Genomic DNA, 12735 nt, shown 5'->3' with positions numbered 1-12735 from the left:
CGTGCTTCACTTTCTACCTTTCGACTCCGCTCCTACGCGGCCCACTCCAGGTCTTTGCGCAGGTTGCTGTAGTCGTAGCACAGGTTCTCGACGCCCTTGCGCACGCTGCTGGAGAAGGTGCCCACTTTCCGGCGGGTGAAGGTGGAAATATCGATGCCACGCTGCTTGAGCGAGTATTTGGCCACCACGGGGTACACGTTGTGCATCACGTGCATGTTCTTGACGAAGAACTGCTGCACGGCGGCCACTTCCTCGGTCAGGTAGGCATTGTCGTAGTTGTTGCACAGCCACACAATCAGCTCGGGGAAGAAGTTGCCCTGAATGCACGACAGCCCGGCCGCACCGGCTTTCAGCGACTCTACGGCGTGGCCCATGTAGGCATCGTAGAGGCCGAAACTGGCACCCTGCACGGCGGCCAGCTTCTGCCGGATCTGGTTGATGTCGAGGCAGGTGTCTTTGTGGTAAATGACGCGGCCGGTGCCCACGAACTGGTGCAGCTGCTCGGCCGAAAGCAGGCGTTTGTAAGGCTCGGGGCACTCGTAGAACCCCAGCGGAATACCCGGCGTGCGGTCGAGCAGTTCAAACACCCGCTCGTTGAACACCGCGTCGGGCTCCGTCTCGGCAGCCAGCAGTCCGGTAATGACAATGACGGCTTCGGTACCGGCGTCGTACACCTGCTTCACAAAATCGGCCTGCTCGGGGAGGCTGCCGGCAAAGGTGCCCGTAGCCACTACCGGCACCTCGCCGCCCACCACGTCTACCACGTGGCGGATGCTTTGCAGGCGTTCCTCGGCGCTGAGCTCAAACATCTCGCTCGACAGGCAATTGGCGAACAAGCCGGTGGCGCCCGCCTTTAAATACAACTCCGTCAGGCGCGTCAGCGCCGGGTAATCGATCAGCCCGTCGTTTTGGAAGGGCATGAGCATAACCGGGACAAATCCCTTGCGCGATTTTTCCATCTCCTTAAAACCAGTCTTGAGTTGAGTGCAGCAGCCGCCTTGGGCTGTTCAGTATGCGTTTATTGCGTCTAGTACACGGAATGTTTGGCCGGCTCCAGAGCCTCTTGCAAGGCCCCGTTGCGGCGCAGCCGGGCCAGCAGCAGCCCAACCAGGAAAATCGTGAGCGTACCCACGACGATGATCATGCTTTTGTGAAGCGGGTTGCGGAAGGCGGCGAGGCCCTCCGGCAGCTTGCTCGAAAACGTCATCCACAGAATCACCAGCACGCCGATGGCGGTAGCGGTTAATGCTTCGGCGTTGCCGGTCTGCCGGCTGATGACGCCGAGCAGGAACAAGCCCAGCATGCCGGCCGCGAAAATGCCCGACAGTTCCCACCATACGTCCAGCACGCTTTTCACGCCAATCATGGCAATGCCGGTGCCCATGCCCAACAGCCCCACCACCACGGTGCCCAGGTGCAGGGCCCGCAGCATCTGGCGGCCGCTGAGCTTGGCTTTGTGGAAGTACCGCTCGTAGATATCGGCCGTGAAAACGGTGGCCGAGGCGTTCATGCCCGAGCTAATGGTGCTCATGGCCGCCGACAAAATGGCCGAGACAATGAGCCCCACAAAGCCCGAGGGAATCTTGGTAACCATGAAATGCGGCATCACCTTGTCGCCGTAGTCGGCCGGCACGAGCTGGGCAGCCGTCTGGCTGATTTGGGCGGCAGTAGCGGTGAGCGGCAGCTTTTCGGCGGCCACTTTCAGCTTCACGGCCTCTATCAGTTCGGGGTGCACCTGGTAGTAGGCAAACAAGGCCGAGCCGATGACGAAAAAGAGCAGCGACGCTGGCACGTACAGCCACACGCACAGCCAAATGGACTTGGCCGCCTGCTTGGCCGAAGCCGCCGTGTGGTAGCGCTGCACGTAGTTCTGGTCGACGCCGAAGTTGTTGAGGTTAATAAAGAAGCCGTAGAGCAGCACCACCCAAAAGGTCGACTGGGTGAAATCGGGTGCAAAACCGCCGAGGCTGAACTTGTCGTGCTGCTGCCCTACTTCCATCACCTTGGCCAAACCGCCGGGCATGTTGTCGACGATGAGGTAGAGAATCAGCAGCGCGCCGAAGGTTTTGATGACGCCTTGCACCACTTCCGTCCAGATAACGGCCTCGATGCCGCCCAGCACGGTGTAGACGATGATGCACACGCCGGTGACGAGCATGATCATTTCCATCGACAAGCCCGTGAGGGCCTGCAAGGTGAGGGCAATGCCGAAAAAGATGGAGCCAATGCGGGCCAGCTGCGTGAGCAGAAAGCACACCACGGCGTAGGTGCGCGCCCAGCTGCCGAAGCGGTGCTCCAGGTGGGTGTAAGCGGAAATTTCGCCGGTGCTACGGTAAAATGGCACAAAGTATCGGGCTCCTACCCAAGCCGCCAGCGGCATGGAAAGACTGAAGACGAAGGCGTTCCAGTTGGTGCCGAATGCCTTGCCCGGCACGCCCAGAAAGGTATTGCTGCTTAGGAACGTGGCGTAGATGGACAGCCCGATAGCCCAGCCCGGAATCTGCCCCGACGCGCTGGAATACTGCTCGGGGTTCACGTTTCGGCGGGAGAAGTACACTCCCACGGCCACCATCCCCACGAGGTAGAGGGCAATAATGACCAGGTCAAGAACTCGCAAATTGCTCATGGTGCAATACTGGCCAAAATGCTGCGAATCTTCGCCTCGAACTGGGGTTGTGGGTAACGATTACAAATCTACCCCCGCCCGCCCCCGCGTCCGTGTATGATTTTCCCCTCCTATTGTAGAATCTTGGCTTGCCTTGACTGCCCGGCCTTACTGCACGTCCAGGCCCGACACGCTCAGCCCGGCCGCGTCGGTAGCCGTGAGCTTGATGCGGTAGCTACCGGCATTGATCATGGTGCCGGTGGAGGAAGCCAGGTAATTCCACTTGCCGGGCTTGGAGGGCACGAATTCCACCGTTTCCTCGCGCAGAAGCGTGCCGTCGGCGGCCGACACCGTGAGCTTGCCGGCGAGCGGGCGGCTGAGCGGGTTGGCGTAGCGCACGGTGAGCGAGTACACGTCGGCCACACCGGTCTGGATGGTCCACTCCACGGCGGCGGCGCCGGCTTCCTTGTAGGTCACGCTTTCCTTGCCGTTGACGGTTTCGCGCGTCAGGCCGGGGCCGCTGAGCCGGGCCGTGGCGGGCTTGTAGCCGGTGGTGGCTTTTAGGTCGTAGGCGGGCTCGATGCTGCTGGTGCGGGCCACGGCCACGAAACTGGGCAGCAGGCCGGGCGCATCGGGGCCGGGCGTGACGGTGGCGCCGGCCGCAAAGCGGCGGCGGTACACGCGCATCTGCCGGACGCCCGGCGCGTTGATGTCGAGCGTGGTCTTGGTGTCCTCGTAGTCTTGCAGCCAGGCCGGCCGGCTGCTCTGCCGGGCATCGACGGCCACGTACACGTCGGCGGCCGAGGTCAGCGGCAAAGAAACCACGGCCTGGCTCTTCAGCGGCCTCCGGGGCCGTTGCAGCCACTCGGCGCCGTACAGGGCCGAGGGGAGGTTGCTGAGCGTGGCAGCGTCGTTGTAAGGCCGCACGCCGGTATCCAGCCAGCTTTCGGCCGACCACTCGCCTTCCTCTGGCTCGTTGAGGAGCACGCCACCGATAACGGCCGGCGTGGTCGGGGCTGGTTCCGCGTTGGCATCGGCGGTAGCCACGGCAATGGCCGAAATCAGGGCCTGACCGGAAGCTACGCTCGGGAAGGAAACGACCAGCTCCCCGCCCGTTACGCGGGCCTTCACGGTCTTTTTCAGGGCGCCGTCGTGGCCGGCTTCGCGCCAGAGGTCCAAGTCTTTGAGCACGGTCTGCCCGTTGATGGCCACATCGAACAGGCGCCAGCCCCGGCAGTCCATGCCACCGCCGGTGCCCAGCCAGGGCTCCACGAAGTACAGCTCCACCTGGTACTCGCCGTCGGGCACCGGGAAGTGGTAGCGCAGCTTGTCGCGGCCGTAGCGGAAAGTCTGGAACAGCGGCCAGTCGCGGGTGCCCCGAATCGGGTCGAAAGTGCGGCGCTGGCTGGCAAAGAAGGGCGCCAGGCCGGGAAAGTCCTCGGTCCAGGACGCAGAGCCGGCCGTACCGGGGCTGGTCCGGGGCTGGTCGGCGGCCCACCGACTGCCGTGCTGGTCCACGTACTCCGGCCCGCCGCAGTTGACGCGGTAGAGGTAGTTCAGGCCGGGCTGCGGGGCCGTCAGCGGCTTGGCCTCGGCCAGCAGTTGGTCGAACTTCGGGGATTTGGGCAGATGGTGCAGCACGATAAGGTCGCGGGCCACCGGTTTGCCGGCCACGTAGCCCACGGCCTGCAGCACGTTGTAGCGCACGTCCACCGCGTCCCACTGGAAGTGCGTGCCGAAAGCGCCGCGCTTTTTGCGGCCCAGGGAGGCCGCGTCCACGTCGTTGAACAGCTCCACTTCGTCGCAGTTGGAGTACACGATGAGGCTGTCCTGGCGGCCAGGCGTCAGAAACCGGTCGGGCCAGGTGTGCGAGGCCAGGTACACCATCGGCTCCGTCGCCTTGGGGGCGTAGTGCGAGCGGAACATGTAAAAGGCGTCGGTGGGCTCCTCCCAGGGGGTGAGCAGGCCTTTGTAGTTCACCGGGCCGATGCGGTCCAGCTCCCGCTGGCCTTCGCCGCCCTGCACGCGGCCGGGGTTGTCGTGCGAGGTCAGCAGCCAGAAGAAGTGGCCGGCGGTGCGGTCCTTGGCCGATTCGGCGAGGCGCACTTTCAGCTGCATGAGCTGGGCAAACCGGTCTTCGCTGTAGGGCCCGCTGTTGATGGCCGGGGGGCCGGTGCGGTGCAGATCGAGGGTGCGCCAGGCGCCGTACTCGCCGATGAGCACCTGCCGCTCCACGTCGGCCCCGTAGAGGTTCGGGTCGCCGCCGTAGGTGCCGGTCCAGTTCTGGGGCACGTCCCAGTCGGTGCCCTGCCCGCCGTTGCAGGTGGTGATTTTCCGCTCCCGGGAGGCCGTCGGGTCGAGCTGCCGGATGAGGGCCGAGCACTCCCGGGCGAAATCGGCCGGCAGGGTGCTTTCGTTTTCCAGGCCCCAGAGCACCACGGAGGGCGAGTTGCGCCGCTCCTTCACCCACTCGACCAGCAGGGTCTTGAAATTCTGGCGAAACGCGGGGGTGTCGTACCAGACGTGGGCGGCCATCTGCGGCCACCACAGCCAGCCCAAAGAGTCCCAGTTGGCCTGGTAGCGCAGGTTGTGGGGCTGGTGAGCGTCGCGGAAGGCGTTGAAGCCGGCCGCCTTCATCTGCCCCACGCGGGTGCGAATCTGTTCCGGCGTGAAAGCGTGGCTCTGGCCCAGCAGATGCTCGTACTCGGCAATACCGTTGATAAATACCGGCTTGCCGTTGAGCAGAAACTGCTTCTGCCCCGCCGCCGCGGCCTTACCAATCGGCCAGCTGATCCAGCGGATGCCGTAGGGCGTGGTCAGCTCGTCCACGGCCTGCTTGCCGGCGCTGACGCGGGTGACGAGGCGGTACAGGTACGGATCGGCCAGGGACCACAGCTGCGGCTGATTCAGTTGCGGCAGTTGCTGGCGCAGCTCCGCCGCCGCTCCGGACGCCAGCTTCTGCTTCGCGCTGACTTCGGCCACTACCCTGCCCTGCCGGTCCAGCAGCTGCTGGCGTACCGTGAGCGTCCGGGGTTTCGGGCCGTAGTTTTTCAGCTCGGTGGTCACGCTGAGCCGGGCCGCCTGGGCCGTCAGCGTCGAATCGGCCCAGATGTGCACGCCGAAGGGCTGGATGCGGGTGGCGCTGGTGGTGACGAGCGTGACGGGGCGGAAGATGCCCAGGGGCTGGGAGCCTTCGGAAAAGCCCCGCTCCTCGGAGCAGCCCCCGCACACCCAGGGCAGATCCTGGATGCCAGCGGGGTGGTCGGCACGCACGGCCAGCAGGTTCGGTTTGCCGTCCGTGCGCAGCGCCTCGGTCACGTCCAGGGTGAAGGTGGTGCGCCCCCCGGCGTGGCTGCCTACCGGTCGGCCGTTCAGCCAGACGGTGGCGTAGGAGCCCACGCCCTCAAAGTACAGGAAGCTGCGCTGTTCCCGGCCGGGCGCAGGGGCCGTGAAGGTTTTGCGGTACCAGGCATAGCCGTGCCGATTGCCGTGGCGCTGCCGGCGGTAGCCCTCGTAGGCGTCCCAGTTGTGGGGCAGGGCTACGGGCTGCCAGGCTTTGTCGTCGAACTCAGGCCGCTCGAAACCCCTGTGCGCCTGCTGGTTCTTGTCGTCGGCCACGCTGCGCCAGCCGGCCAGCAGCGGCAGTTCGGTGCGCAGCGCGGTTTGGGCACAAACTCCGGTGGCGGTCAGCAGCAGGAGCAATAGCGGGAGCAGACGGGCAAGAACGGGACTTGGCATTGGTGGAGGAAAGGAATGTAGCACGGTGCGGGCCGAGCTGGCTGCTGAGCGCCACGACGCTTACGGCGCGGACGCCCGTCGCTACAGCGGTTGTAGCTCACCGTTGAGCTTGTAGGTTTTGCCGGGTTTGGTGTTCAGGGTTAGCTTTTTGTCCCCGTAGCGCACTTCGCAGGGCCGGCCGGCTTCCGATTTGATTTCCACCCCGGTCAGCTTGCCCGCCTGCCAGCGCATGTTTACCACGAAGCCGCCGCGGGCGCGCAGGCCGCGCACTTCGCCGAAGAGGCTCCAGGTCCCGGGCAGAGCCGGCAGCAGGTGCAGGTAGCCGGCGTGGCTTTGCAGCATCATTTCGGCCATGCCGGCCGCCCCGCCGAAGTTGCCGTCGATCTGGAAGGGCGGGTGCGCGTCGAACAGGTTGCGGTACACCCCGCCCCGCTCGCTGCCGGTGCCGGTTTCGGCCGGCGACAGCAGCTTCTTCAGAATGCCCAAAGCCCGGTCGCCGTTGCCGAAGCGGGCCCATAGGTTAAGCTTCCAGGCCAAGCTCCAGCCAGTGCCTTCGTCGCCACGCTGGTCCAGCGACCGGATGGCGGCCTGCATCAAGTCAGGCGTTTGCCAATTGATATCAGTGCCCGGAAACACGCCCCAGAGGTGCGAGACGTGGCGGTGGTTGTCGCGGGGGTCGTCCTTGTCTTCCAGCCACTCCTGCAGCTGCCCGTACTGGCCCACCTGGTTCGGGGCCAACTGCCGGGCCTTATCGGTGAGCTGCTGGCGCAAATCCGCATCCACGCCCAGCACCTGAGCAGCGGCGCTGGTGGTCCGGAACAGCTCCCGAATAATCTGATGGTCCATGGTGGGGCCGGCCACCAAACCGCCGTGCTCGGGCGAGTTGGATGGTGTGCTGATCAGCCAGCCGGTGCGCTCGTCCTTGATTAGGAAGTCGAGGAAAAACTGGCTGGCCTGCTTCATAATGGGGTACTCGCGACGCAGAAATTCCTTGTCCCGGGTAAACTGGTAATGCTCCCAGACGGGCTGGGTGAGCCAGGCCGCGCCCGTTACCCAGATGCCGTGGTTGGAGGCGTTGATGGGGGCCGTGCCGCGCCACAAGTCGGTGTTGTGGTGCAGCACCCAGCCGCCGGCGTTGTAATGTTCCTTGGCAGTGATTTTGCCGGCCTCCGCGGCCTCGTTGATCAGCCCGAACAGCGGTGCCGTGCAGGCCGACAAGCCGAGCACCTCTGCCGGCCAGTAGTTCATCTGCAGGTTGATGTTGGTGGTGTATTTGCTGCCCCAGGAAGGCGTCAGCGACTCGTTCCACAGGCCCTGCAGGTTGGCCGGCTGCCCGCCCTGCCGCGAAGAGGCAATCAGCAGATAACGGCCGTACTGCTGGTACAGGGCCGGCAGGCTGGCGTCGGCAAGCGGGTCGAAGGCCCGAATCCGCTCGTCGGTGGGCAGTTTGTCGTGCGGGCCTTGGCCGAGGTCGATGCTGTAGGTGTTGAACAGCGGCTGGTAGTCGCGCAGGTGCTCTTTCAGCAACTTGTCGAAGCTCTGGCCGCTCACGCTGCGCATGAAGGCGGCGGCGCGCTTTTCGGGGTCGGCGCCGACGTGCTGGTAGTCCTCAAAATTGGTGGCGGCCGTCAGGTACAGCGTTGCTTCATCGGCGCCGTCCACCTGAATCTGCTGGTCAGTCACCGTGACTTTGCCCTTTTTCGCCTCCACGCGTAGGTAGCTCACGCCGCGCAGCACCCCGTCTCGCACCTGCACGGCCAAAGCCAGCGTGTGGTCGTCCACGCGGTACGTGCGCCGCTGCTGGTGCGGGCTGTCGAAGCGGGCTTTAAAGCTGATGCGACCTTTCTCATTGGCCTGAAGCCGGTAAACCAGCGCGTTGCGCGGGTAGCTGGCAAAACTTGCACGGGTAAAGGCCACGCCGTTTTGCTGGTACTGGGTGCGGCTCAGCGCCTGCCGCAGGTCCAGCTCGCGGCGGTAACTGGCCGGCTGTTCGACGGGCGCGAAATCCAGCAGCAGGTCACCGAAGGGCTGGTAGGCGGCCTGGTAGGTGGGCGTCAGCGGCGGCTCCCGGTCCTGCACCCAGTACTGCCAGGCGGGGCTGAGGGCCACGCCGGTAGCGGGGTCGGCGCCCTCGGGGTAGGCCACGAATACCGGCTGCAGCTCTTTTACCCCGATCAGCCCGCCCTTGTCGTAGTAGTTGATGACCTGAATCAGCACCTCGTTGCGGCCGGCCTTGAGCGCGGCGGCGGGCAGCTGGTAGCGCCGCTTTTTGCTGATGCCCTCGTCGGAGCCGATGAGCTGGCCGTTGACGTAGGTCCGGTCCTGGTCGCGGATGCGGCCCAGGCTCAGGGTGAGGTCTTTGCCGGCCCAGGCGGCGGGCAGCTCGAAGCTGGCGCGAAACCACACCGCCCCGTCGAGGCCATCGAGGCCGGCCACTTCCCAGCCGTTGGGCGTGGGGATGCTGATGGGCTGCCAACCATTGGCGGCCAGGGCCTGCGGAGCACTGACGGCCTTGATTTTTTGCAGCCAGGCGGCTTTCAGCGGCTCGTAGCCGTCTTCGTGGTCCCGCAGGCCCATGAAGTGCGCGGCGGCCAGGGCTTCGGCCTCGGCCTGCTTACCCTGGGCCAGCAGCTGCCGGATTTGGGGGAGGTACTGGGCGGCGCCGGGGCGGGCGTAGGGGCGCGGGCGGCCGGTCCAGAGGGTGGTTTCGTTGAACTGCAGCCGCTCCTGCCCCACCCCGCCGAACACCATGGCGCCCAGGCGGCCGTTGCCCAGCGGCAGGGCATCGGTCCACTTCTCGGCGGGCTTGCTGTACCACAGCGTCAGCGGCTGCTGGGCGGCGGCGGCGAGGCTTATGAGTAGCGCGAGGAATAGTAGAGCAGTTTGACGCATTCGGGGCAGACGAGTTATAGCCCGCAGAGGGCGCGGAGGACGCAGAGGACGTGCTAGCGGCGTCGTTCGACGATAATGGTATTACGACTGGGAGTCGTAGTACCACTGCGTTCGGGCACCATGGCGGGCACTTCGGCGGCGGTAATTTCTATTGGCTGCTTTACTTCCTCGCCCTTGGCAATCGGCGTTTTCACCGCTTTCAGGTAGTTGTTCTGCAGCACGATGCCACGGGTGTCGGCACCTTTCAGCTTGAGGAAAGTGTCGAGGCCGGCGGCGGGGAAGCAGTTGGTCACGAAAGCATCCGTCACGTTGCCTAGCTCCACGAGCGGGGCACCGGCGGGCACCGTGCCGCGCAGGCCGTCGAGGCGCAGCTGCTGGGCGTTTTCGGCGCGCACCGCGGGGCCGATCTGGGTGTTTACCTGCACGTTGTGGAAGGCCACGTTGCGGGCTTCGCGTACGGTGAAGCCCTGCTTGGCGTCGAGGTTCAGATTCGAGAACGTGACGTTTTCGATGGGCATTTCGCTCAGCCCGTTGAGCAAGCCGGCCTGGTTGCCCTCGGCCGTGATGTTGCTGAAGTGAATGTTGCGGAAGCGCGGGGTGCGCTCCGTCACCGGCTCGGCGGGCGTGTTGGCGTACTGCATGTCCAGCACAATCATCTGCTCCCGGATGTTCTTCATCACCACGTTATCGACGCGAATATCCTCCACCACGCCCCCGCGCCCCCGGGCCGTCTTGATGCGGATGCCCCGGTCGGTGCCATCGAAGACGCAGTTGGAGATGGTAATCTTCTTCACCCCGCCCGACATTTCGCTCCCGATAACCACCCCGCCGTGCCCGCTGAGCATGGTGCAGTTGGTGATGGTGTAATTCTCAGCCGGCACGTTCATTTGCCGCCCCGCCCGGTCCTTGCCCGATTTGATGGTGATGCAGTCGTCGCCGACGCTGATGTGGCAGTCGGAAATGTGCACGTTGCGGCAGGACTCGGGGTTAATCCCGTCGGTGTTCGGCGACTTGGGGTTCAGGATGGTCACGCTCGTCACCGTCACGTTGTCGCAGAACTCGGGGTTGACGGTCCAGAACGGGGAGTTGCGGATGGTAATGCCCTCGATGCGGACGTTCCGGCAGTACATCGGCTGGATGAAAGGCGGGCGCATGAAGCCGCGCTCAATCACGCCCGGCAGATCGGGCTTCAGAATGTCCTTGTTGAGCCGGAAAAACTCCTGCTGCCACTTCGAGTCCTGGCTGGCCCTGGACTTGCCCTCCGCAAAATCCCACCATTTCTTGCCCTGCCCATCGATGATGCCCCGGCCCTTAATCGTGATATTCTCGGCCTTGTAGGCGTAAAACAGCGGTGAGAAGCTGGTAATGTCGATGCCCTCGTAGCGCGTCGGCACCATGGGCAGGTAGTCGTCGAAATTGTCGCTGAAGTAGAGGATGGCCCCGGCGTCAAGGTCGATGGTAATGTTGCTTTTCAGGTGAATAGCCCCGGTGCGGTACTTGCCGGCGGGGAAGTACACCGTGCCCCCGCCCGCCTTGCTGGCCGCCGCAATAGCCTTCCGGATGGCCTCGGTGCTGAGCCTGGTGCTGTCGTTGCGGGCGCCGTACTTGAGCACGTTGTAGGACTGCTGGGCCTGGGCGGCCGAGGCGCCAAGCAGCAACAGCAGCAAGGCGCAGCTGAGGCGGCGGAGGGTGGCGAGAGAAGTATGATTCATGGTGAGAGTCAATGCAAAATGGCCGTCATGTCGAGCTTGTCGAGACATCTCGCTGGGTAAGTAAAACCACTCGTCAGGTTGATTACTACTTGAAGTCAGCACGCGAGATGTCTCGACAAGCTCGACATGACGTTCTGGGTTTCCGTCCTGTACTACCCCGGCAGCTTGGCCGTCAGGCGCGTCAGCTTACCCGTCCGCCCGATTTCCTTGCCGTCGGCGAAGATGCGCAGGCCCGGGCCTTTGCCGTATTTCTGGCCGGTTTTGTCCCAGATGACGGTGAGCGTGCGGCCGTGGTAGCGCAACTCGTCGAGGCAGAAGTAGTCCCACTGGCCTTCGGGCACCAGCGGCTGAAGCTCCACCACGTTGTCGGTGCGGGGCTTGAGGCCCACGAGGCCGGTGATGATGAGGTCGGCGAAGCCGGAGTGATTGTAGTAGCTACTGCGCGGGTTGTCGCCCTTGAGCCACTCGCCGGTCTTTTCGTCCTGGTACTCGCCGAGGTAGGGCTGGCCGTTTTTGCGGTGCGAGAGGGCGTATTTGCGCAGCTCGTCGTAGTACACCTGCCTGCTCATCCCGTCCTGGTGCTTGTATTCGGTGAGCAGGTTGGCCAGGCCTTTCAGCGTCTGGGTGGTGGCGTAGGGCCACACCGCCCCGTCCCACTCGCAGCCGTGGCCCGAGCCGTGGGTGCGGAAGCCGGGGGCGCGGCGCTCGGCCGTGGTCAGGCCCCAGGGGGCTTTGAAACCACCCTCGTCGGTGAGCTGCTCCCACTGCTTGGCGTACTTGGCCTTGTCGGCGGGCAGCGAGAAGTACCAGGGGATGTAGCCCAGCTCCTCGCGCCACTCGCAAAGGCCGCCCTTCTCGTACTGCACCTTGAAAAACGCGTCCTGGTCGTCCCAGAGCACCCGCTGCACGTCGGCGCGCAGCTGCTTGGCCTTGGCGGCGTACTTGCTCGCCAGGGTATCATTTTTGGTCAGCTTCGCCATTGCCGTCAGGGCCTTGGCGTTGCCGTACATGTAGCTGTTGATGGTCGGGCGCACGTTTTTCACCTTGCGCCCCCCGCTGATGGATTCCTCCATGGCGTCCTTCACGTCGTACTGCCAGAACAGCTTGTTGGGCAGCATCCGCTCCTTTTCCCAGAGCCGGTAGTCGGTATTCAGCGCCGGCAGCAGCTCTTGCACCAGCGGCTGGTTCTGGTTGACCAGGTACAGGCTCCACACCGCGTCCTGCAGCCAGCTGCTGAAGCCGTGCAGCTTCGGAGCCGTGCGCTTGGCGTCCACGTACAGCCAGAACTTGGTGTACTGCTCGATGTACTGCGGGTCGCGCAGCCAGCGGCCTTCGTACAGGTGGTGGCCGAGGGCGCTGCTGATGGTGTTGTGGGTGCCCGCGTGCTTCATCGGGGTGATGAACTCGGTGAACACGTAGCCGTCGGGCGTCTGCTTGAGGTGCTTGCGCATGCACCACCAGCGGTAGTAGTAGGTGTGCTGCAGGGCCGAATCGGGGCACTCGAAGCGGGGCACCTGCTGGCTGAGCCAGTCGGCGGCTTGGGCGTTGGGCACCAGGTTTATCACGTCCTCCTTATCCAGCGCGTTGAAGCGGGCCACGTCGGCGCGCAGCGTAGCGTCGCTGAGCACGAAGCCGGTTTGGGCGCTGACGGCGGTGCTGGTCAGCAAACCGAGGGAAAGCAGAAGCGCGGTGGGGCGAATGGTTATGGTCATGCGGGTGGATTCGGATTCAGAAGCGGGAAGGCGGCGCGGACGACTTTAGCCCGCAGAGGACGCGGAAGAACCGCAG

6 protein-coding genes are annotated in these 12735 nt (G+C 64.5%); all 6 read right to left on the bottom strand.

Features of this window, described 5'->3' with window-relative positions; all coding sequences use genetic code 11:
• Positions 1 to 32: 32 nt before the first annotated feature.
• The gene (locus F0P96_RS02345) at positions 33 to 959 is read right to left on the bottom strand and encodes a dihydrodipicolinate synthase family protein (RefSeq protein ID WP_151077130.1); all 927 of its coding nucleotides are present in this window, start codon (positions 957 to 959) and stop codon (positions 33 to 35) included.
• A gap of 68 nt (positions 960 to 1027) precedes the next feature.
• Positions 1028 to 2626 carry a sodium:solute symporter family protein gene (locus F0P96_RS02340; RefSeq protein ID WP_151077129.1) on the bottom strand — a complete coding sequence of 533 codons (1599 nt, stop codon included), beginning with the start codon at positions 2624 to 2626 and terminating at the stop codon, positions 1028 to 1030.
• A gap of 147 nt (positions 2627 to 2773) precedes the next feature.
• Positions 2774 to 6343, bottom strand: a complete 3570-nt coding sequence (locus F0P96_RS02335) for a malectin domain-containing carbohydrate-binding protein (protein WP_151077128.1) — start codon at positions 6341 to 6343, stop codon at positions 2774 to 2776.
• Between the two features lie 81 nt (positions 6344 to 6424).
• The gene (locus tag F0P96_RS02330; RefSeq protein WP_151077127.1) at positions 6425 to 9235 is read right to left on the bottom strand and encodes a glycoside hydrolase family 95 protein; all 2811 of its coding nucleotides are present in this window, start codon (positions 9233 to 9235) and stop codon (positions 6425 to 6427) included.
• Positions 9236 to 9288: 53 nt separating this feature from the next.
• A complete protein-coding gene (locus tag F0P96_RS02325; protein ID WP_151077126.1) occupies positions 9289 to 10947 on the bottom strand; it encodes a glycoside hydrolase family 28 protein in 1659 nt (552 codons plus the stop codon).
• 152 nt (positions 10948 to 11099) lie between these two features.
• Positions 11100 to 12659 carry an MGH1-like glycoside hydrolase domain-containing protein gene (locus tag F0P96_RS02320; protein WP_151077125.1) on the bottom strand — a complete coding sequence of 520 codons (1560 nt, stop codon included), beginning with the start codon at positions 12657 to 12659 and terminating at the stop codon, positions 11100 to 11102.
• Positions 12660 to 12735: the final 76 nt, after the last annotated feature.

The organism is Hymenobacter busanensis (assembly GCF_008727865.1).
GTDB lineage: Bacteria > Bacteroidota > Bacteroidia > Cytophagales > Hymenobacteraceae > Solirubrum > Solirubrum busanense.
The sequence above is the reverse complement of the archived record's forward strand: the minus strand, read 5'-3'. Positions and strand labels throughout refer to the sequence as shown.

What these genes read in the sequence shown, in the direction of transcription:
- F0P96_RS02335 (WP_151077128.1), bottom strand. Translation starts at nt 6,343, where the DNA reads ATGCCAAGTCCCGTTCTTGCCCGTCTGCTCCCGCTATTGCTCCTGCTG.
- F0P96_RS02330 (WP_151077127.1), bottom strand. Translation starts at nt 9,235, where the DNA reads ATGCGTCAAACTGCTCTACTATTCCTCGCGCTACTCATAAGCCTCGCC.
- F0P96_RS02340 (WP_151077129.1), bottom strand. Translation starts at nt 2,626, where the DNA reads ATGAGCAATTTGCGAGTTCTTGACCTGGTCATTATTGCCCTCTACCTC.
- F0P96_RS02345 (WP_151077130.1), bottom strand. Translation starts at nt 959, where the DNA reads ATGGAAAAATCGCGCAAGGGATTTGTCCCGGTTATGCTCATGCCCTTC.
- F0P96_RS02325 (WP_151077126.1), bottom strand. Translation starts at nt 10,947, where the DNA reads ATGAATCATACTTCTCTCGCCACCCTCCGCCGCCTCAGCTGCGCCTTG.
- F0P96_RS02320 (WP_151077125.1), bottom strand. Translation starts at nt 12,659, where the DNA reads ATGACCATAACCATTCGCCCCACCGCGCTTCTGCTTTCCCTCGGTTTG.